This window comes from Nonomuraea fuscirosea (assembly GCF_003001935.1).
Classification (GTDB): Bacteria; Actinomycetota; Actinomycetes; order Streptosporangiales; family Streptosporangiaceae; genus Nonomuraea; species Nonomuraea fuscirosea.
Genome location: NZ_PVNG01000018.1, coordinates 145111 through 163598 on the forward strand (window position 1 = coordinate 145111; position 18488 = coordinate 163598).

The 18488-nt window shown below is 68.6% G+C and carries 23 protein-coding genes, 1 tRNA gene and 1 pseudogene; 14 read left to right on the forward strand and 11 right to left on the reverse strand.

Annotated features, from left to right (window positions below; genetic code table 11):
- Positions 1–465 precede the first annotated feature (465 nt).
- From B0I32_RS36335 to B0I32_RS36355, 5 genes are all read left to right on the forward strand, one after another.
- Entirely contained in the window at positions 466–816 is a 351-nt protein-coding gene (locus B0I32_RS36335) for a hypothetical protein (protein ID WP_146178444.1), read from the forward strand.
- Positions 817–2102: 1286 nt separating this feature from the next.
- Entirely contained in the window at positions 2103–2309 is a 207-nt protein-coding gene (locus tag B0I32_RS36340) for a hypothetical protein (protein ID WP_106247489.1), read from the forward strand.
- A 1-nt stretch (position 2310) separates the two neighbouring features.
- Complete coding sequence (locus B0I32_RS36345; protein WP_106247490.1) at positions 2311–3042, forward strand: prolipoprotein diacylglyceryl transferase; 732 nt, start codon at positions 2311–2313, stop codon at positions 3040–3042.
- On the forward strand, positions 3039–4586 hold the full coding sequence (locus tag B0I32_RS36350) for a radical SAM protein (protein WP_106247492.1): 1548 nt from the start codon (positions 3039–3041) through the stop codon (positions 4584–4586). The genes B0I32_RS36345 and B0I32_RS36350 overlap by 4 nt, the downstream gene beginning before the upstream one ends.
- Positions 4583–4870: a hypothetical protein gene (locus B0I32_RS36355; protein WP_106247493.1), complete on the forward strand. Its 288-nt coding sequence runs from the start codon at positions 4583–4585 to the stop codon at positions 4868–4870. The genes B0I32_RS36350 and B0I32_RS36355 overlap by 4 nt, the downstream gene beginning before the upstream one ends.
- A gap of 4 nt (positions 4871–4874) precedes the next feature.
- Here the strand turns inward: B0I32_RS36355 and B0I32_RS60325 are convergent, their stop codons facing one another.
- From B0I32_RS60325 to B0I32_RS36370, 3 genes and pseudogenes are all read right to left on the reverse strand, one after another.
- A complete protein-coding gene (locus tag B0I32_RS60325; RefSeq protein ID WP_106247495.1) occupies positions 4875–5813 on the reverse strand; it encodes a TolB-like translocation protein in 939 nt (312 codons plus the stop codon).
- A gap of 37 nt (positions 5814–5850) precedes the next feature.
- Positions 5851–6306: pseudogene (locus tag B0I32_RS60330) on the reverse strand (SigE family RNA polymerase sigma factor); the annotation flags it as partial.
- Between the two features lie 34 nt (positions 6307–6340).
- A complete protein-coding gene (locus B0I32_RS36370) occupies positions 6341–6799 on the reverse strand; it encodes a MaoC family dehydratase (RefSeq protein WP_106247496.1) in 459 nt (152 codons plus the stop codon).
- Between the two features lie 265 nt (positions 6800–7064).
- Here B0I32_RS36370 and B0I32_RS36375 point away from each other — a divergent pair, with 265 nt between their 5' ends.
- The gene (locus B0I32_RS36375) at positions 7065–8246 is read left to right on the forward strand and encodes an ATP-binding protein (protein WP_106247498.1); all 1182 of its coding nucleotides are present in this window, start codon (positions 7065–7067) and stop codon (positions 8244–8246) included.
- A 103-nt stretch (positions 8247–8349) separates the two neighbouring features.
- Here B0I32_RS36375 and B0I32_RS36380 read toward each other — a convergent pair whose 3' ends face one another.
- The gene (locus B0I32_RS36380) at positions 8350–9159 is read right to left on the reverse strand and encodes a MauE/DoxX family redox-associated membrane protein (RefSeq protein WP_245956238.1); all 810 of its coding nucleotides are present in this window, start codon (positions 9157–9159) and stop codon (positions 8350–8352) included.
- A gap of 5 nt (positions 9160–9164) precedes the next feature.
- On the reverse strand, positions 9165–10112 hold the full coding sequence (locus tag B0I32_RS36385; RefSeq protein WP_106247501.1) for a hypothetical protein: 948 nt from the start codon (positions 10110–10112) through the stop codon (positions 9165–9167).
- A gap of 217 nt (positions 10113–10329) precedes the next feature.
- On the opposite strand from B0I32_RS36385, the gene B0I32_RS36390 reads away from it, so the two are divergent.
- Positions 10330–10821, forward strand: coding sequence for a SigE family RNA polymerase sigma factor (locus B0I32_RS36390; protein WP_106247503.1), 492 nt, complete (start codon positions 10330–10332; stop codon positions 10819–10821).
- 16 nt (positions 10822–10837) lie between these two features.
- Here the strand turns inward: B0I32_RS36390 and B0I32_RS36395 are convergent, their stop codons facing one another.
- Complete coding sequence (locus B0I32_RS36395; RefSeq protein WP_245956239.1) at positions 10838–11371, reverse strand: MarR family winged helix-turn-helix transcriptional regulator; 534 nt, start codon at positions 11369–11371, stop codon at positions 10838–10840.
- Between the two features lie 94 nt (positions 11372–11465).
- Here B0I32_RS36395 and B0I32_RS36400 point away from each other — a divergent pair, with 94 nt between their 5' ends.
- A complete protein-coding gene (locus B0I32_RS36400; protein ID WP_106247506.1) occupies positions 11466–12029 on the forward strand; it encodes a YceI family protein in 564 nt (187 codons plus the stop codon).
- Between the two features lie 171 nt (positions 12030–12200).
- Positions 12201–12289: transfer RNA gene (locus B0I32_RS36405), tRNA-Ser, on the forward strand.
- 238 nt (positions 12290–12527) lie between these two features.
- On the opposite strand, the gene B0I32_RS56795 is transcribed toward B0I32_RS36405, so the two are convergent.
- A complete protein-coding gene (locus B0I32_RS56795) occupies positions 12528–13148 on the reverse strand; it encodes a hypothetical protein (protein ID WP_146178445.1) in 621 nt (206 codons plus the stop codon).
- Between the two features lie 86 nt (positions 13149–13234).
- A complete protein-coding gene (locus B0I32_RS36415; RefSeq protein WP_181308167.1) occupies positions 13235–13636 on the reverse strand; it encodes a hypothetical protein in 402 nt (133 codons plus the stop codon).
- 22 nt (positions 13637–13658) lie between these two features.
- Between B0I32_RS36415 and B0I32_RS58110 the strand changes: the two genes are divergently transcribed.
- The gene (locus tag B0I32_RS58110; RefSeq protein WP_181308169.1) at positions 13659–13805 is read left to right on the forward strand and encodes a hypothetical protein; all 147 of its coding nucleotides are present in this window, start codon (positions 13659–13661) and stop codon (positions 13803–13805) included.
- Positions 13806–13826: 21 nt separating this feature from the next.
- Here the strand turns inward: B0I32_RS58110 and B0I32_RS36420 are convergent, their stop codons facing one another.
- Positions 13827–14159 (reverse strand): hypothetical protein, encoded by a 333-nt coding sequence (locus B0I32_RS36420; protein WP_106247509.1) that lies wholly within the window; start codon positions 14157–14159, stop codon positions 13827–13829.
- Between B0I32_RS36420 and B0I32_RS58115 the strand changes: the two genes are divergently transcribed.
- Positions 14158–14712, forward strand: coding sequence for a hypothetical protein (locus tag B0I32_RS58115; RefSeq protein ID WP_181308171.1), 555 nt, complete (start codon positions 14158–14160; stop codon positions 14710–14712). The two genes, B0I32_RS36420 and B0I32_RS58115, sit on opposite strands and share 2 nt — an antisense overlap.
- A 67-nt stretch (positions 14713–14779) precedes the next feature.
- On the opposite strand, the gene B0I32_RS36430 is transcribed toward B0I32_RS58115, so the two are convergent.
- Both B0I32_RS36430 and B0I32_RS36435 read right to left on the reverse strand, forming a co-directional pair.
- Positions 14780–15754: a zinc-dependent alcohol dehydrogenase family protein gene (locus B0I32_RS36430; protein WP_219912186.1), complete on the reverse strand. Its 975-nt coding sequence runs from the start codon at positions 15752–15754 to the stop codon at positions 14780–14782.
- A 74-nt stretch (positions 15755–15828) separates the two neighbouring features.
- Positions 15829–16242: a hypothetical protein gene (locus B0I32_RS36435; RefSeq protein ID WP_106247512.1), complete on the reverse strand. Its 414-nt coding sequence runs from the start codon at positions 16240–16242 to the stop codon at positions 15829–15831.
- Positions 16243–16360: 118 nt separating this feature from the next.
- Between B0I32_RS36435 and B0I32_RS36440 the strand changes: the two genes are divergently transcribed.
- From B0I32_RS36440 to B0I32_RS36450, 3 genes are all read left to right on the forward strand, one after another.
- Entirely contained in the window at positions 16361–17170 is an 810-nt protein-coding gene (locus B0I32_RS36440; RefSeq protein ID WP_219912187.1) for a helix-turn-helix domain-containing protein, read from the forward strand.
- Positions 17171–17186: 16 nt separating this feature from the next.
- Positions 17187–18017, forward strand: coding sequence for a class I SAM-dependent methyltransferase (locus B0I32_RS36445; RefSeq protein ID WP_219912188.1), 831 nt, complete (start codon positions 17187–17189; stop codon positions 18015–18017).
- A 70-nt stretch (positions 18018–18087) separates the two neighbouring features.
- On the forward strand, positions 18088–18486 hold the full coding sequence (locus B0I32_RS36450) for a hypothetical protein (protein WP_106247515.1): 399 nt from the start codon (positions 18088–18090) through the stop codon (positions 18484–18486).
- The last annotated feature ends 2 nt before the right edge of the window (positions 18487–18488 follow it).

Here is an 18488-nt window from a genome sequence, read left to right on the forward strand (position 1 = left end):
AGGCGATTCGCAGCCAGGCGGACCGCCGTCGAAACGCGGCGCGATGCCGCAGAATTCGGTAGTGTGTTCGATGGCGGCGATGACCAAGCCGTCGGAGCAACGATCGGCAATACCCTCGCCGCCGGGCTGGCGGAGAGGTGAAACGCCTGTGGAGCTGGTGTAAGACCTCAACGAGAGATCCCTTTCTCGGGCGGGCGACCGGCGATGAAGCAGGAAACCTCACGGGCGACCGTGGGACCCCCTCCTTCAGGCGGGGAAGGATGTCAAGGCTTCATCCCATCACTTCTGGCCAGCGTTTTCCTCCTGCGGAGGTCCGCCTGTGGATACACCGTTCGATGTATCCACAGGTTGGGGATCTGCGTGTTCCGGCGTCCGGAGGAGGTGGTCTGATGAGGATGGTGCTTCGCGGTGGGGGCGCTGGAACTTGTTCGGGTGGAGGGCGCGCATACGTCGTACTGTGAGGGGGTGAGCGAAATGCCGCCGCCGTCTGATTCGTCCTCGCCTTCGTCCTCGGGCGGTGAGCCGTCGCCTCGGCGGACGGGGGTGGTGGTCGGGCTGGCCCTGGTCGGGGTCCTCGGTTATCTCGTGGTCAACGTGGTCGTGGGGGTCGTCGCCCTGAGCTTGGAGTCGACGGTGGCGATCGGGGTGGGGGGGGGGGTGCTGGCGGTTCGGGGGATCGGGGCCGGGGTGGTGCTCGTCCGGCTGCGGAGGTCGTGGTCGGTGGGGTTGGGACTCGGGTTGATGATCGGGTGGGGGCTGGCGTCGATCGTGTCGGCGGGCTTCTGTACGGGGCTCAACCCTGAGATGTATACGTAGGCCTACGAACTGTTGTACGTGTGATGACGGTGTTGAGCGGATGTCGGTCGCGGGCTCGGCTCCTGGTCTGATCGCGACTAGGGGGTAGAGCAAAGCGCATGAGTACGAGACCACCCACGCCGCCTGCACCGCCGTCGTCGTCCGGGGAACCGGAGGAGCCGGGGCAGGGGGCCGGGTCTGGGCTGGAGTCAGGGTCGGGGCCGCAGCGGCAGTCGGGATCGGAGCCGGGGCCGGAGGCGGTGTCGGGGCTGGGGGCAGGGTCGAGATCGGGGCAGGAGGCGGGGCCGGGATCGGGGCAGGAGGGGGAGCCGGAGTTTCTGCCGCCTCCGACCGGGGAGAGGGTGTCGTCACCTGCCATCGGTGAGCGGGCGCCGGCGTCGGTGCCGCCTCCCAGTGGTGAGCCGTCGCTTCTGCCGCCGCCGCCGACGGGGCGGCCGGTGCCTCTGCCGCCGCCTGCCGGCCAGCCGAAGTTTCTGGCGGCGGGCGGAGGGGGAACGGGCGCTGGACGTGAGGAAGGGGGTGGCGGTTCTGGGGAGGTTCCGGGAGCTGTGCAACCGGGCCGGGCGTCGTCGTCCGGAGCCGTCGGGGAGCCGGGTGAGGCGTCACCGTCGGCTGGGCAGTCGGGTGGCGCTTCGGCACCGGCCGCGCGGGGGCCAGGCATTCCGCCCGGTGCGGGGAGGCCGTCCTTCGTCGCGCCCGTGGTGAAGCCTTCGTCGGCGGGGCAGCCGGATTCGGGTGGGCAGACGCCGGGGCAGGTGGGTCCGCAGCAAGGGCAGTCGGCGTACGGATATTCCGGAAATGTCGCAGGAGGCCAGGGGCAATCGCCGCAGGGGCCGCCGCCCGGTTACGAAGGCCCGCCGGAGTACGGACCCCCGCCTGGCTACAGCCCCCCGGCCGGCCACGCCGGCCCGCCTTCCAGCGGAGGCCCTTACGGTGGCCCGCCTTCTCAGGGTGGCTCGGCTCCGCATGGAGGCCAGCCTTCTCAGGGTGGCCCTCCTTCTCACGGCGGCTCGCCTTCCAGCGGTGGCCAGCCTTTTCACGGCGGTTCGGCTCATGGAGGCCCGCTCTCGCACGGCGGTCCGTCCCCTCACGGCGGCCAGCCTTCGTACAGTGGTCCGCCTCCTCAAGGCCCCCCGCAGTACGGCCCCCCACCTCCCGGCCCCCACCCCACCCCGCCCCCATCCAGCGGCGGCAACACAGGCGCCCTGATCGGCTTCCTGTTCGCCGGCCTCGCCGCCTACAGCGCCCTCAACATCGTCATCGGCTTCTTCGTCTTCTTCGCCGCCATGAGCACCCCCGCCAACTCCATCCCCTACCTGGCCGCAGGCGCCATAGCCCTGGCCCTGGCCGGGCTGGGCGCGGGGATCGGGTTGTGCTTCGTCCGTAAGACCTGGAGCAGAGGCCTGGGGCTGGGGCTGATGATCGGCTGGGCGCTCTGGTCGATCCTCTCCGCCGGCTTCTGCACCGGCATCAACCCGGGCCTGTACGGCTGACATGCCCTTTCACGAGATCTTCGTCGGCCTGGGCGTCCTTGTGGCCTCCGTCGTCTTCGTCAGGGAGGCCAGGAGGCGCGGCGCGCTCAACGAGCAGTCCCTGATCGCGGTGGCCGGAGCCCTGGTCGGCGGCGCGATCGGGATGCGGCTGGCCGGCTGGCTGGAGACCCTGGAGCTGCGAGACCTCTGGCTGTACGGCTCCCGCAGCATCCTCGGCGGCCTCACCGGCGCGTACGTCGGCGTCCTGGTCGCCAAGCGGATCATCGGCTACAAGGAGCGGACCGGCGACCTGTTCGCCCCGGCGGTGGCGCTCGGCATGGCCGTCGGCAGGATCGGCTGTCATCTGACGGAGGCGCCGGGCCGGCCCACCGACCTGCCGTGGGGGGTGCACGCCCCGCCGGCCATCCCGGAGTGCCCTGGCTGCCTGACCGGGCAGGCCATGCACCCGTCGTTCATCTACGAGATCGTCTTCCAGCTGGCCGCGTTCGCCGCGCTGCTCTGGGCACGTAAGCGGCTCACGCAGCCGGGGGAGTTGTTCACGCTCTACCTGGCCGGGTACGCCGCCTTCCGCTTCCTCGTCGAGTTCACGAGGGCCAACGAGACGGTCTGGCTCGACCTGACCAGGCCCCAGTGGTTCCTGATCCCCGGGCTGCTGCTGCTCGGCGTCCGGCTCGCGTACGGCTGGCGGCGCGGCTACTACGATCCCCTTTTCGAGCGGAAGGTCATGACATGAGTGCAGGGATGGGGCTGCGGGGTGACCGCATCCTCAGGTACGTGAACGCGTTCTGCCCGCGCTGCCACGACCGCGACCTGTCGCAGGTGGAGCGGCTGAGCGGGTATCTGGCCGAGCGTGAGGGCCGCGTGTGGCTGGAGCGCGGGTGCCGCGAGCACGGTCTCGTCCGTACGTTGTACGACGAGGATCCGGAGATCCTGGCGTACCTGGAGGAGTGGACCGCCCCGACGAAGCAGCACGTACCGGATATATCCGGAAATTTTGATCCGGTACCCCAGGCCTACCTGCGCGGCCTGCCCGAGCTGCAGACCCAGCACACCTGCATCCTCCTTGAGGACATCGCCGAAGCCTGCAACCTGCGCTGCCCCACCTGCTTCGCCGACAGCTCGCCCGACCTGACCGGCATCGTCCCCGTCGAGGACGTCCTGGCGAACGTCGACCAGCGCCTGTCCAGGGAGAACGGCAAGCTCGACGTCCTCATGCTGAGCGGCGGCGAGCCCACCCTCCACCCCGAGCTCGACAGACTCCTCGCCGAGCTGGCCGAACGCCCGATCACCCGCATCCTGATCAACACCAACGGCGTCCGCGTCGCCAGGGACGACGTCCTGCTCGACCTCCTCACCGCGCACAGGGAGCGGGTCGAGGTCTACCTCCAGTACGACGGCAGTTCGGCCGAGGCGTCGCGGCACCACCGGGGCGGCGACCTGACCCGGATCAAGGCGAGCGCCGTACGACGCCTGTCCGAGCGGGAGATCTTCACCACGCTGGTGATGACCGCCGCGCTCGGCGTGAACGACGGGGAGATCGGCGACGTCGTCCGCCTGGCCCTGGACACCCCGTACGTCGGCGGCGTGTCCCTGCAGCCCCAGTTCGGCTCGGGCCGGTCGGCCCCGATCGGCGAGCAGGACCGGCTCACCCACACCGGCGTGCTCAAGCGCCTCGGCCCGCAGACCGACGGCCTGGTGACCTGGCGCGACCTGACCGCGCTGCCCTGCTCACACCCCCACTGCTGCTCGGTCGGCTACCTCATCCGCGACGACTCCGCCCGCTGGCGCTCGCTCACCGAGTTGATCGGCCACGACCGGCTCAAGGCGAACCTCGGCCTGGTCTCCAACCGCATCGCCGACAGCGAGATCCCGCGCGAGCTGCGCCTGGCCGTACAGGAGTCGCTGCTCGGACTGCTGTCCGAGCAGTCGTCGCTGTCGCATCCGCAGGTTGGAGACCTGTGGCGGACCATCTGCGAGAACTGCGACCTCGGCGTCGCCACCCTGCTCACCCTCGCCTCCTCGGCCCTGCCCGGGCGGCGCAGGAAGCTGCGCGCGATGCTCGGGGAGCGGGTCGTGCGCATCACCGTCAAACCGTTCATGGACCTGTCCACCATGATCGAGGAACGGCTCACGCAGTGCTGCGTGCACGTGGGCACGCGGGCCGAGCAGGACCAGTGCGCGCCGTTCTGCGCCGTGCAGGCGTGGCCGCAACTGTCCGGGCAGCGGCTGTCGGCGGTGGCCTCCAAGTCGAGGGGGCCGTTCGAGGTGGTGCTGTGAAGGAAGACGTCCAGAAGGCCGTTCGGGGTGGTGCGGCGAAGGAGCCGTACGATCCGCTCCGCCTGTGCGTGTACGCGACCGTCGCGCTGCTCGCCTGGCTGCTCGGGCCGTGGGCGGTGCTGGGGTTCGCGGCGCTCGGGTTCGCCGGTTACTGGCGGGCGCGGCGAGCCGGGCTGACCAGGAGCAAGTGCTTCCTGCGCGACACCCGGCTCGTGCTGGCCTACCTCGGCCTCATCGGCCTCGCCGCGCTGGCGGCGATCGTCCTGGGGTGGCCGTCAGGCTGAGCGGTCAGCCCGGGATGGCCTTGAGGTTGAGGACGGTCCGCTCAGCGCCGTCGCCCCAGAAGAGCGCGCTCGACGGCCTGGAGGAGGTGTCGTGCGGCTGGACGGGCCCGATCGCGGCCATCGTCCCCGTGCTCAGGTCGTACAGGACGGGCTGCTGCCGGTCGGGAGCGTTCAGCAGGAAGAGCGCGAAACGGTCGCCGTGCAACCACGTGAAGCCCGTACGGACGAGCGTGCCGGGCAGCGTGCGCCGCGCGGACCCGTCCACCCGCTGCACGACCAGCCGGCTGTCCCGCATCCCCGCGCACCACTGCGGATGACACTGCATCATGTCGACGCCCTCCGGGATCGCCACGGCGGAGGCTCGCCCGGTCTCCAGGTTGACGATCTTCGTCATGTTCAGCCCGGTCTCGCCCTCGTGCGCCCAGGGCCAGGCCGAGAGATGCAGCCCGTCGCTGCCCGGCAGCCGCTCCGGCGTGCCGCCGGTCAGCGGCATCCGGTAGACGCCGCCGCCCTTCTCCAGCGACCAGACGAGGTGGTCGCCCGCGATGCCGGTCCTGTCCACGTCCGCGGCGACCTCGCCGACGCGCCGCGCCGCGCCGCCCTCCCTCGGCATGATCCAGAAGTCGGCCCGCTCGCGGTTCGCGCCCTTCTCGGCGTGCCAGGCGATGTACTTCTCGCCGACGTCGAGGGACTGCGGGTAGTAGTCCTTCTCGGGGTACGGTACGGCGCCCAGCACGCGGGTCCGCCCTGTCGCCGTGTCGTAGATCTCCAGCCGCTCCGCCCTCCCCTCCCCGGGCATGACGTACATGAGCAGCTCGGTGGCGCTGACCGCGGTCACCGGCGTCGTCCGCCAGCCGTCGGCGTCCACGGCGGGCACCTGGGACAGCGCCCGCGGCCACACCGAGGCGACCGGCTCGATCGCGCCGGGCACCGGTGAGGCCACCTGCGCGGGCCTCCCGCGGCACAGGTGTCTCTCGCTTGATCCGGAGCTTGTCCAGGGCGCGGGCCGCCTGGCTGCGTACCGTTCCACGTGAAACGCCGAGAATCTCGGCGATGTCGCGGTCCGGCAGGTCCTCGTAGTAACGCAGCACGAGGACGGCCCGCTGTCTGCGGGGGAGCTCCTGGAGTTCGGCCCAGAGGTCGGCGTCGCCGTAACGGTCGTGTTCGCCCTGCTCGGGCACGGCGGCGACCAGGTCCTCCCTGCGCCGCCGTCGCCACGACCTGATGTGCAGCCTGACCATGGTCGTGCGCACGTATCCCTCGGGGTCGTGTTTCCTGCGCACGCGGGACCAGGCGTCACCCAGCCGGGCCAGGGCCTCCTGCACGAGATCGGCCGCGTCCTCCGTGTTGCCGGCCAGCACGTAGCCGTACCGGAGAAGCGCGTCACCCCGGGTCCGGACGAACTCGTCGAAATCCTCCACGAACCCAGGGATCACGTCACGCGGGCTTCTGTTGCACGCGGGAGGAAGATTACGGCGCGGGGACGTACAGGCTGAGCGTCTCGGCGATGCAGGCTGGCCGCCTCTCGCCCTCGATCTCGATCGTCACCTTGAGGTTGGCCAGGTAGCCGGCCGGGGTGCCCTTGACGTCGGTGAGCTCGCCCAGCGCCCTGATCCGGCCGCCGACCGGGACCGGCCGCGGGAAGCGGACCTTGTTGAGGCCGTAGTTGACGCCCATCGCGATGCCATTCACCTTGATCAGGGCGAACATGAACGACGGCAGCAGCGACAAGGTCAGGTAGCCGTGGGCGATCGTGCCGCCGAACGGCCCCTCCTTGGCCCGCTCCACGTCCACGTGGATCCACTGATGGTCGTCGGTGGCGTCGGCGAAGAGATTGACCTGGTCCTGGGTGACGGTGCGCCACTCGGTCGGGCCGAACGACTCGCCGACGGCCGCCTTGAGCTCCTGAACGTTCGCGAAGGTCCGCATGGTGTCGAACGCTATTGCGCGCGCGGGACGGGTGCCAAGTTCGGGTCTCTCCCGGACCCGTCACGAAGATCTTTACTCGAAACCATCGCATAGGTGTTCGAGTCCGCGCTACAGTCTTAGGTACCGCAATCGAACAGAGGTTCGGCCTGGTGAGAGGGGGTGTGTCCGGATGACGGTGCTCGCGCTGGCCCCTGCTCGGACACGCCGTAGCACTTTCTTCCCAAATCTAAGACGGCCGCTATATCCGGCAATAAAGTCCGAGAGCGTGGACCCTGTGCGAAACCCCTACGCTCCAGGCGCCGGGCAGCGCCCGCCGGAGCTCGCCGGGCGCGACCGCGAGCTGCAGCAGTTCGAGGTCGTGCTGGAGCGGGTGGCCCGCGGCCGTCCCGAGCGCAGCATGGTCGTGACCGGCCTGCGGGGCGTCGGCAAGACCGTCCTGCTCAACACCTTCAAGTCCATGGCCATGCAGCGGCTGTGGGGCACGGGCAAGATCGAGGCCCGGCCCGACCAGTCGATCAGACGGCCGGTGGCGGCCGCCCTGCACATGGCCATCCGCGAGCTGGCGCCGCGGCATCGCGCGCCCGAGCGCATCGAGGAGTTCCTCGGCGTGCTCAAGGCGTTCGCCATGCGCGATCCGGCCGCGGCCAAGGGCACCTCCCACTGGTCGCCCGGGATCGAGGTGCCCGCCAGCCGCGGGCGCGCCGACTCGGGCGATCTGGAGATCGACCTCACCGAGTTGTTCGTCGACGCGGCGAGCGTGGCCACCGACCTGGCGGTGGGCATCGCGCTGTTCATCGACGAGATGCAGGACGTGCAGGCCGCCGACGTCTCGGCGCTCTGCGCGGCCTGCCACGAGCTGTCGCAGTCGGGCGGCCCGCTGATCGTGGTGGGGGCCGGCCTGCCGCACCTGCCGAGCGTGCTGTCGGCGAGCAAGAGCTATTCCGAACGGCTCTTCCGCTACGCGCGCATCGACAAGCTCGACCGCGACGCGGCCGACCTCGCGCTCATCCTTCCCGCGCGGGAGGAAGAGGTGGAGTTCACCCAGGAGGCGCTCGACGCCCTCTACGAGGCGGCCGACGGCTACCCCTACTTCGTGCAGGCGTACGGCAAGGTCGCCTGGGACCTGGCCCCGCGCAGCCCGATCACCATCGACGACGTCAAGGTCTCCGCGCCGGAGGCCGAGGAGGAGCTCGCGGTCGGGTTCTTCGGCAGCCGCTACGAGCGGGCCACCCCGGCCGAGCGCGACTACATGCACGCCATGGCGCAGATCGGCGACGAGCCGGTCGCGACCGCCGAGGTGGCCGACGCCCTCGGGCGTAAGCCGTCCAGCCTGTCACCCGCCCGCGACAGCCTGATCAAGAAAGGGCTCATCTACAGCGCCGAGCGTGGCCTGATCGCGTTCACGGTGCCGCATTTCGGGAGGTTCCTGCGCGCTCAGCCGATCTGAGCGACGCCCCTAGACCTCTATTGGGCTGTCTAGTGGGGAAGCTAGACAGCCCAATAGAGCAATATCGCCATGCCTGTCGAGGGAAATCTAGTGCTCTCTAGCGTCAGGCCGATACGGGGATATAGTCCGGCAGAGAGTCGCTGCCCTCCCGGCTGACCACGGCCATCCGCACCGCCGGGCGGCGACCGCTCAGATAGACGGCGAAGACCACGTCGTCGTCCTCGTGGTTCCGGAAGGCGAAGAAGCGCCAGCACAGCTCCCGCCAGCTGTCGTACGGCTCCGCCGACACCAGGTCCTGGTGGTGGGCCCGCCAGGTGCCGCTGGACCTCAGCTTGGACAGGGTCACCGACTCGGCCGGACCGTGGCGCTGCTCGCAGGGGGCGCGGTACCGTACCCGGTCGATCAGCTCCTCGATCTCGGGCGACAGCAGCGCGAGCAGGGCCACCCCGGCGGCCGCGTACCACGGCGGCGGGCCCGCAATCACCCATCCCGCCGCGGCCGCCCACCCCGTCACCGGTGACCACACCGACACGGCGGCCAGACCGGTCAGCGCGACCGTCCGGCCGATCGAACGCCATCCGACCGGCGCCGAGCTCACCTCGCCGAAGCAGCCGCAACCCGCGTCGGGCCGGCGCCGGCGCAGCTCCAGCAGCACGTACGTGGACATCGCGAAGAACGCGACCGTACCCCACCGGAAGAACGGATGCGTGCTGACCAGCAGCCCTGCCGCCAGCACCAGCTCGCCGGCCGCGCACACCAGCAGCGCGGGAGCCTGCATGCGCCCGGGCACCAGCACCGCGGGCCCCAGCCTGGACAGCGCCCCCGGCTCGCCCCCCGAGCCGACGGTGCGCACCTTCGCCACCGTCCCCAGGGTGAGCATGACGATCAGGAGCGGGAGCTGTGATTCCAGCACGAGCGTCACCCTAATCCGATCTGCGCGTTGAAGCACCCTTTGATCAACTCGCCGCCGAGCTCCACGTACGAGGACGGCGACAGCTCCGCGATCCGCCCGCGCGGCGAGGTGTCGCACTCGACGCAGCGGTCGCAGAAGCGCCCCGCCATGCAGCCGCAGGCGACCACGGGCACGTTGGCGGAGCGGTTGGAGCAGACGTTCCTGACCTGGAGCAGCGAGCCGACGGCCAGATACGGCAGGCCGGCGCACGAGACGCCGGTCTTGGGGCAGCCGGTGTCGGTACGTTCCAGCATGGGGTAAGCCGCGCCGCGCTCTTCCTCGTCGAACGTGTCCGACCAGGTCGCGGTGCCCGCGATGCGTGACAGCGTGCCCGCGTAGGCGGGCGGCGGGGGTGGCACGGACCGGGCCGGGTAGGGCGGTTGCGAGGTCGCGGGCAGCAGGGCCAGGCTGGCGCCGTCGCGCCTGATGCCGATCGCGTCGAACAGGTAGCCGGGCTCGAACTGGGGGTGGCGCACCTGCAGCCGGCCCGACGCGCGGTAGGGGATGACCACCGAGCGGTGGCCGCGATGAGGCCCGCAGTCGAGTTCGACCGTCAGGTCCTTCTTGCCGGTGATGGAGAGGATCGTCCCGGTGATGCGGGTGGTGTCGGCCCAGATGCGCTCGACCACGCGGCCGTCGCGCAGCGTGCGCATCAGCACCATGGAGCCCACGGACAGGTCGCCCGGCGTGGTGTCGGAGCCGTTCCATGCGGTGGCCCACGGCGCGATCACGAGCCGCTCCTGGACGCCGCCGGGGGTCTCGATGGTGATCAGGTGCGGGCTGACGTCCAGGACCTCGCCGACGACGGCCCGCAGGGGCTCCTCGTCGCCGGGGTCGGCACCGGGGACGGCGCCCGTACGGCCGAGCACGGCCGCGGCGAGCACCCGGCGGCGCTCGACGCTCGGATGACCCATGAACCCCTCCCTCGTCGGGTACTAGATTCACACGACTTGAGGGCGGGCCACACCGTAGTAGATCAGATGGGAGCAAAATACCCATCCCTGGGGAAGGGAGTTCACCTACGGCGGCGTACAAACCGCCACCGACCTATACGGACCTTTATCGTCGGCGGGCCGAAACCTGAATTGTGGTTCCGGCACAAACGGGCATCAGGCTGCGATTCTGGCCACGATGCAGACCACGAGCTGGGAAGACGAGTTCCGCGAGTACGTCACGGCGCGCGGTCCCGCGCTGCTGCGCGCGGCCCATCAGCTGACCGGCCATCCGCTCGACGCCGAGGACCTGCTGCAGAACGCGCTGACCAAGACGTACCTGGCCTGGGACCGCATCGAGGACCGCAACGCGCTGGACGGCTACGTGCGGCGGGCCATGGTCAACATCAACATCTCGCAGTGGCGGCGGCGCAAGCTGGAGGAGTACCCGTCGGACGAGCTGCCCGAGCCGGCCGCCCACGACCCGCTCCCGGCCCCGGAGATCCACGAGGCCCTCGAACAGGCCCTGCGCGAGCTGCCCGAGCGCATGCGGGCCGCGATCGTGCTGCGGTACTACGAGGACATGACCGAGCCGGAGATCGCCAGGACGCTGGGGATCAGCGTGGGGACGGTCAAGAGCACGGTGTCGCGTGCCATGGCCAAGCTGAGGACATCGCTGGGTCTTTCCTAGGCTTTTAGGGCTCTGCCTAGGACTCGCAGGGGTTCTTGTCCGGGGAGGTCTCGGCTCCGGCGGTGGCGCACGGCCGTACGACGGTCCTGATCTTGCGCAGAGTGTCCAGGAAGGCTTCCATTTCCTCGGCGCCCAGCAGCCCGGTGAAGAGATTCTCGATGTCCTGAAGGTGCTGGGGCAGCACCCGCTCCAGCCGCTCGGCCCCCGCCACGGTGAGCACGGTGTAGGACGCCCGCCGATCGCTCGCGCAGGCCTCCCGCTGCACCAGCTCCTCGCGCTCCAGCCGGTCCACCACCCGGGTCACCCCGCTCGTGGACAGTCCGGTCTGCGCGGCGAGATCACTCATCCGCAGCCTCTGCCCGGGGGAACGTGCCAAACGGATGAGGGTCTCGAAGTCGACCTCCGACAGCCCTGCCGCGTTCATCACTGGCGAGAACCTGCTCATCAGGCCCGCGTGCACCTCGGCGAACAGGCCGATGGCCGTCAGCCGGGAGTCGTCGTACAGCTGGTGGCCGTCCGCTCGGGGGTCGTCGTACTTCATCACACTCATACCTTAGACGACGATAGTTGACGTGCGGAATATTCCTCAGGTAGAAAGTTGTTGCCGCAGATATCCGCACGACAATCTTCCATAGGAGCCTCCGATGACCACCCGCACCTGGGAATCCCTGACCATCCCGGCCGCCGGAACGTACAACCTGGACGTAGCGCACACCAGCATCGGCTTCGTCGTCAAGCACATGATGGTCAGCAAGGTCCGCGGCCGTTTCGACACGTTCGAGGGCGCGGTCACGATCGCGGAGAACCCGCTGGAGTCGACCGCCGAGCTCACCATCCAGGCGGAAAGCATCACCACGGGCGCCGCCGACCGCGACGGCCACCTGCGCAGCGACGACTTCCTGTCCGTCGAGAAGTTCCCGACCATCACCTTCAAGAGCACCCGCGTGACCGGCCACAAGGGCGACGAGTTCACCGTCGTCGGCGACCTGACCATCCGTGACGTGACCAAGGAGGTCGAGCTCACGGTCGAGTACGGTGGCGCCGGCACCAACCCGTGGGGCCAGGCCGTCTGGGGCTACACGATCACCACGGAGTTCGACCGCGAGGACTTCGGCCTGACCTGGAACCAGGCCCTGGAGACGGGCGGCGTGCTGGTGGGCAAGAAGGTCAAGATCGAGATCGAGGGCGAGGCCAACCCGGCCGCCTGACGGTCATCTCGGGGTTATCCACAAGCCGGAAGCCCGCCCTAGCTCTGGGCGGGCTTCATCCACAGATAGTTACCCACAGGCTGTTGATAACTCTTGGCGAAGGCGTGCCGCGCAATCGCTTTGCCGCCTCGCCAGAAGGCCGGTACGCTGTGCTTGCCGCGATGGCTTCCAGGAGGATTCGCCTAGTCAGGTCTATGGCGCCGCACTGCTAATGCGGTTTGGTGGCAACACCATCCGGGGTTCAAATCCCCGATCCTCCGCACGTGAAAGGCCCTCTCCCGATCTTCGGGGGAGGGCCTTTCGATCTCTGTGGACATCGGGATCGCAGTTGGCCTCAGGGTGACTCCCAGAGGGGGGCATGCATGCGCTCGATGGCGTCCTTCACATCTGAAGGATCGCCACGTGGGTGTAGCGCTCCGTGATGGTGGTCCCGGGTGCGGCCGAGGATCTCTTGGACGAGCCGAATGTGGATGCCTTGCGGCTCAGATACCTCTTCTCTCAGTCGAACCAGACCACCAACCGCACGCCATCGGGCCTGAAGCGCCGCCCCAACGCCTCCATCACCCCGAAGACGTGTTCCCAGCCTGATCCAGGGCCCAGCACGGCCTGCCGGGTCGACGGGCCGTACTCGAGCGTCACATCGGGAAGGTCCCATCGACCAGCCAGGGCTCGATCAGGCGAGACGCCGAAGGGCGGTATGGAATAGAGGTCCACGAGCTCTTCCGGCCACTGATCGTCGATTCGATACTGGTGGATCACCGATTTCGCCGAGCGGATCTGCAGTACTCCGCGAGCGGCGGGCCGGACAGTCATGTCCAGGTCACGAAGCTCCGCCCACGCGACCCATGTGCAGCCGTGCACGGCGGTATCGATGTGCACCGACTTCTCGTAGTCATGACGGATCGCTTCCGAAGCGTCGGCCGGTAGGCCTCGGCCGGCCGCTACGGGAGTCCAGCCAAGCCGGTTGCGGACGCCGAAGAGACAACCGAAGGCGTCGTAGTCGCAGCCGTCATAGAGGGGATAAAGGGGCGTCGATACCGACCATGGCTCTCCGTCGTACCAATCCTCGTCAGCACACGGGTGACGAGTTTCGATGAAGCCGTAGATGTCGGTTCCCACGGTGACAGCGTAGGGACACAGATTTCTTCGGGCATGCCCCGGCCTGCTTCCCCTTCGGGCGTCAGGCAGGGGGCTCGCAGACTAGATCACCACTCACGCCATTCGTCTGTGATCTCAAATCGCTTGATCCCCCGACGAGCGGTGAGTGCATCAAGATCTATCCCAGCCTCGCTGAGCACGTCGTCGATGAACTCGCACAACTCTTCCCGTTCGATCGTCTCGTAGTCGTGATCGTCATGGGCAGCGTCGACGGCGTTGAGCCCCTCGACCACCTTTTGAATCGCTGCGAAGACCTCTTCGTCGGACGGCGAATCAATGCCATGGACCTCATCCTCGAAGGACATGAGAACCCGCTCAGTCGCCACTACGAACGGCTCCGGATACAGTGCGGCAAAGTTCGTGTCCTTGACACTTCTAAGCCCGGCAGCCCGCTCGGCGATCTCCTCGGCGACGTGCTCGCGCCACATATCTGTTGGTCTTTTCGCCACTGCGTGATGGTATGGCAGAGACTTGCGATCCGACAGTCTGAGATACGACGAATGGAACTACCTGGAACGGCCGGAAGTGGATCTTCTGGGCGGCGTGGATGCGCACACCTTGCTCGATGAGGAGCGTTGCGGCGAGGTGGCGGGCGTCGGTGCCCGCCGGGGCGATTGAAGGTTCTTAGCGGTGGCTGCTTCAGCGTGCTTCGAGTGCCGCTGACAGAGCAGCCGCGATCTCTGTGATGTTGAGGGTGACCAGGACTTCATTGCCCTCGGTCACACCACGTTCGGAGATTGCGAGCCCGATCAGAGCCAACGCTCCAGCCTGATGGCGAACTCTTGACTCCTCATGGTTCTCTTCGCTGATCTCGTCATCCTCGCTGCGCTCCCAGGCGGCCACGGCGGCGGCCGCCAGGTCACGTGGCATGCGCACGGGTAGGGGGTTCACCTGAGGCTCGACCCGCCGCCCGACTTCTGCGAGCACGGCAGCATCGTGACGGTATCTGTCGTATTGCGGGAACTCTTTCATGCCGGTGATCGTACTTATGGCCGGCGCGACCATCGCGATCAGCGCGCTGAGTCCCCTGCGGCACAATGATCTCGTGCAGCGATTCGACGCCGCGGGAGCCGGCCTGGTCCCTGGTCAACGGGTCCGGGTCCGGGTGACCCAGCAGCACCGGTGGGGTGTCATGGTGGAGATCCTCGGTCATGAGGGCATCGGTGCGTCGATCGATGGTGCGGCGATCGACAGTCCCTCCGGTACCGGCCGAGCGTGGCTGGGCGAGTATCCGGCGGCCGGGACGGAGATGGACGCCGTGGTGCAGGAGATCCGTCGATGGAGTCCGCCGGCGTGGGTGCGTCTGACGATTCGAGCTGAGGACCTGCGCAGCTTTCAGTGGCTATGCGACTTCTGCGGTACGCCCACCGTCCTCAGCCCGGGAGGTGACGGCGTGGTCATGGATGTCAGGAGCGCCGACGGCCCTGGCAGTCATGCCGTCGTCGCGCACCGGGAATGTCTGAGAAGCCGCCTCCACGAGTCGAGCAGCGAGCACGCGCGTGTCGACTCGGTGGGTCGGCGATGAGCGATGGCCCCTCAGGCCGTGGATCTGGAGGCACGCCCCGCGAACCACGAGAGCAGGGCGTCGCCTGTCAGTCGATTCGGATGATCACCTTTCCGAAGGGCTTGCTGCCGAGGTAATAGGTGAAGGCGTCGTGCGTTTCGGCGAAGCCGAACACGCGGTCGATGACCGGTCGCAGGTGGTGTGCGCTGATCGCCTGGTTCATGGCCTCGTGATCAGCGCGGTTGCCGGCGAAGATGCGTCGGATGGTCGCGAGGGTGGATCCGTAGGCTTCGCCGGAGATCTCGATGTGAGACCTGCTGGTGGGGGCGGAGACCGCGAGCAGCACGATCTGCCCGTAGAGGGCGGCGGCTCTGACCGACTGCTCGATGGTGGCGGGCCCGTTGGTCTCGACGATGAGATCCGCCCCGCGCCCTTCGGTGAGCTCGCGCACCGCCTGTCCCCATTCGGGGGTGTCGATGTAGTTGATGACGTGGTCTGCGCCGAGTGCTTTGAGCCGGCCGGCCTTGATCTTGCTGGATGTGGTGGAGATGACGCGGCAGCCCAGCATCTTCGCGAATTGGAGAGCGAAGAGAGAAACGCTTCCGGTGCCGAGGGTGAGAACGGTCTGTCCGGGGCGGAGGGGTTCGCCGCCGACGATCGAGTTCCACGCGGTCACGCCGGCGCAGGGCAGGGTCGCCGCCTCCGCCCAGCTCAGATGGCCCGGCACGTGGACCGCCCACTGCTGATCGAGGAGCGCGTACTCGGTCAGCATGCCGTCCAAGGTGCAGCCGGGCTGGTCGAGGAGTTCGGGCCTCAGCCTGCCGTCGTGCCACCGGGGCCAGTAGCCGCCGACGATCCTGTCGCCCACCTGGAAACGGGTCACTTCCGCACCGACGGCGACGACCTCACCGGCTCCATCGCTGATCGGGATGACGTCCGGTGCCGACGGCAAGGGGTAGCGTTCGTGCAGGATGAGCGCGTCGCGCCGGTTGAGCGAGACCGCGTGGACGCGGACGAGGATGTCGGTCGGTTTCGGCGTCGGCATCGGCTCTTCACGCGGCACGATCCCGTCGAGGTGGCCGCCCTTCTCCAGACGGTAACAACGCATGGTCGTCCGGCCTGGTGCCGTCTGAGTGCTCATCCTTCGATGAACTGGTAGTCGGTCCGGATCCGGCCGTCCGCGCCGAGGACGAGAATCTCAAGTCCGGCGCCCACCGGTTCACCGCCGTCCGTGGGCACCATCTCCCAGGTGAACTTGACGATGTCGGCGAGACGGTCGGCGTTGTCCCGCGGCCTGAAGAAGAACTCCCCGGGCGCGACGAACTTCTCGTACGAGCGGGTCACTCTCGCTTCGAGTGCCTCATGTCCGCGCGCTTCGAGGATGGGGGTGACGCCCAGCGCGGCGGCCGCCTCCCGGATGTCCTGCGGTGGCTGGAGCAACTGGACGCCGTCCTCGGTCCACAGCTCGGCGACGGCCTTACGGCGCAGCCCGGCATCCGGTTCGTTCCAGACCGCCACGTAGCGGCCGACCAGTTCCTCGGCATCGATCACGGCTTTTCCTTCGTCGCAATGGGTTCGTGAACGCTGCCGATCCTGGGCGCGACACCGTGGCCCGGCAATTCCCTGGAGGGAATGGTCCTCCGCCGTTCGCTGCGTTAGACAAAGTCAGGTGACCATCACTTCGGAACGCGGCGGGTTCGCCGGCGCCCTGCGCGAGTGGCGCGGACGCCGCGGCGTCAGCCAGCTGGACCTCGCTCTGCGTGCCGGAACCACGCAGCGGCACGTCAGCTTCATCGAGAGCGGACGGTCGATCCCCGGCAGAGCCATGGTCGTACGGCTCGCCGAGTCGCTGGAGCTGCCGCTCCGGGAGCGGAACGCGCTGCTGCTGGCCGCGGGCTACGCCCCCGCCTACCCGGAAACCCGGTTCGACGACCCCGAGCTCGAACCGGTCCGCACCGCGCTGGAAGGCGTCCTGCGCGGGCACCACCCGTATCCCGCGGTGATCGTCGATCGGCGCGGTGATCTCGTCTCGGCCAATGACGCGTTCTGGATGCTGACCGAGGGCTCCGCGCCCCATCTCCTTACGCCGCCCGCCAACGTGCCCCGCTTGTTGCTAGATCCGCAAGGAATGGCACCGCGGATCATCAACCTGGACGTATGGGCCTGGCACGTGATCGACCATATCCGGCAGGAGGCGGCTCGCAATCCCGATGACCGGCTTGAGGCGCTGGTCGCCGAGCTCAGGAAATCGGTACCCGAGCGCCCGCAGCAACCAGGACCGGATCACCTCGGCTTCGCGGTCCCGCTGCGGCTCCGTCTCGGCGACGGAGAGCTTCGGCTCCTGACCACGCTGACCCACTTCGGGACCGCGGTCGACGTCACCGTCGCCGAGCTGCGGATGGAGGCCTTCCTCCCGGCCGACGCGGCGACCGCCTCCGCCCTCGCCCGACTCGGACGGGCCGCACCTCGGGACGGTTGAGCCAGAGCCTTGGGCAGTGCCCAGCCCGCATCGGGTGCCCTTGTGCCGGCCCCTAAGCTGTGCCGTTGTGACGGACAGCTTTGACCCCGTGGCGTACAACCGTGCCGCCTGGGACCGCGAGGTGGACAACGGTAACGAATGGACGCGGCCGGTCGGGCCGGAGGTCATCGCCCGAGCCCGGGCCGGTGATTGGTCCGTCGTCCTGATCGGCCACGAGGCAGTGCCGCGTGACTGGTTTCCGGCTGAGCTGGCCGGTGCCGAGGTGTTGTGCCTGGCTTCCGGTGGAGGGCAGCAGGGGCCGGTGCTCGCTGCGGCGGGCGCGGCCGTGACGGTGCTGGACAACTCGCCGCAGCAACTGGGCCGCGATCAGGAGGTCGCCACCCGCGAGGGGCTGGCCGTGCGTACTGTGCTCGGCGACATGCGCGACCTGAGCGTGTTTCCCGACGCCGGCTTCGACGTCGTCTTCAATCCGGTGTCCAACGTGTTCTGCCCCGATCTCGCACCGGTCTGGCGGGAGTCGTTCCGTGTGCTGCGTCCGGGGGGAATCTTGATGGCCGGGTTCCTGAACCCCGACGTCTTCATCTTCGATGTCACGGCGATGGAGGAGCGGGGTGAGCTCGTCGTACGTCATCCGCTCCCGTTCAGCAGCCTTGATCTCCCGGATGCCGAGCGGCAGAGCTCGTACGGGAACGGGCCGATCGAATACAGCCACTCACTCGCCGGACAGATCGGCGGTCAGCTCGCGGCCGGCTTCGCGCTGACCCACTTCGACGAGGCTCCGCACCACGCGGATGCCACCGCCCGGTACATGCCTGGTTACTTCGCCACCAGGGTCGTCAAGCCGTAACCGCCGCGAGCGGCAACCCGGCTGTCGCGCGGTCGACGATCCCCCGCCTGGGCGTCCGGTCTTCGATGCGGTGGAGACCAAGTGGATCAGTCCGTGGGAGGCGTTGGCGCAGTTGGTCGCGTTGGTCAGGGACGTGCCCTCCGCCGATGACCTCGTACGGACCGTCGTTCTCTACCCGCCTCAGGAAGGCGCGCCCCAGACCGATGAGGAGTGGGGCGCCCTTCCCGAGGATTCGCCGTACTTCATCGGGCCGGGCATAGAGGAGCTGCCGGTGGACGTGCGCGACACGCTCGCCGACGTTCCCGATGAGAGGCTGGTCGAGCTGGGTGAGCGGTGGGCGGAGGGTGACGAGGAGTCCATGTTCGGCGCCGAGCCGGCTCAGCTGGCCGAGCTGATCGGCGAGTTGCGTGGGCTGGCCCGGCGGGCCCGTGACGAAGGTCAGTTGCTCTATTGCTGGAGTTGTCTGTGAGC

Bases quoted from the DNA above. Each gene is read 5' to 3' on its own strand.
- B0I32_RS36340 (WP_106247489.1), top strand. From the start codon at position 2,103: ATGAGCACCCCCGCCAACTCCATCCCCTACCTGGCCGCAGGCGCCATA.
- B0I32_RS36345 (WP_106247490.1), top strand. From the start codon at position 2,311: ATGCCCTTTCACGAGATCTTCGTCGGCCTGGGCGTCCTTGTGGCCTCC.
- B0I32_RS36350 (WP_106247492.1), top strand. From the start codon at position 3,039: ATGAGTGCAGGGATGGGGCTGCGGGGTGACCGCATCCTCAGGTACGTG.
- B0I32_RS36370 (WP_106247496.1), bottom strand. From the start codon at position 6,799: ATGCGGACCTTCGCGAACGTTCAGGAGCTCAAGGCGGCCGTCGGCGAG.
- B0I32_RS36385 (WP_106247501.1), bottom strand. From the start codon at position 10,112: ATGGGTCATCCGAGCGTCGAGCGCCGCCGGGTGCTCGCCGCGGCCGTG.
- B0I32_RS36390 (WP_106247503.1), top strand. From the start codon at position 10,330: ATGCAGACCACGAGCTGGGAAGACGAGTTCCGCGAGTACGTCACGGCG.
- B0I32_RS36395 (WP_245956239.1), bottom strand. From the start codon at position 11,371: ATGAGTGTGATGAAGTACGACGACCCCCGAGCGGACGGCCACCAGCTG.
- B0I32_RS36400 (WP_106247506.1), top strand. From the start codon at position 11,466: ATGACCACCCGCACCTGGGAATCCCTGACCATCCCGGCCGCCGGAACG.
- B0I32_RS58115 (WP_181308171.1), top strand. From the start codon at position 14,158: ATGCCGGTGATCGTACTTATGGCCGGCGCGACCATCGCGATCAGCGCG.
- B0I32_RS36420 (WP_106247509.1), bottom strand. From the start codon at position 14,159: ATGAAAGAGTTCCCGCAATACGACAGATACCGTCACGATGCTGCCGTG.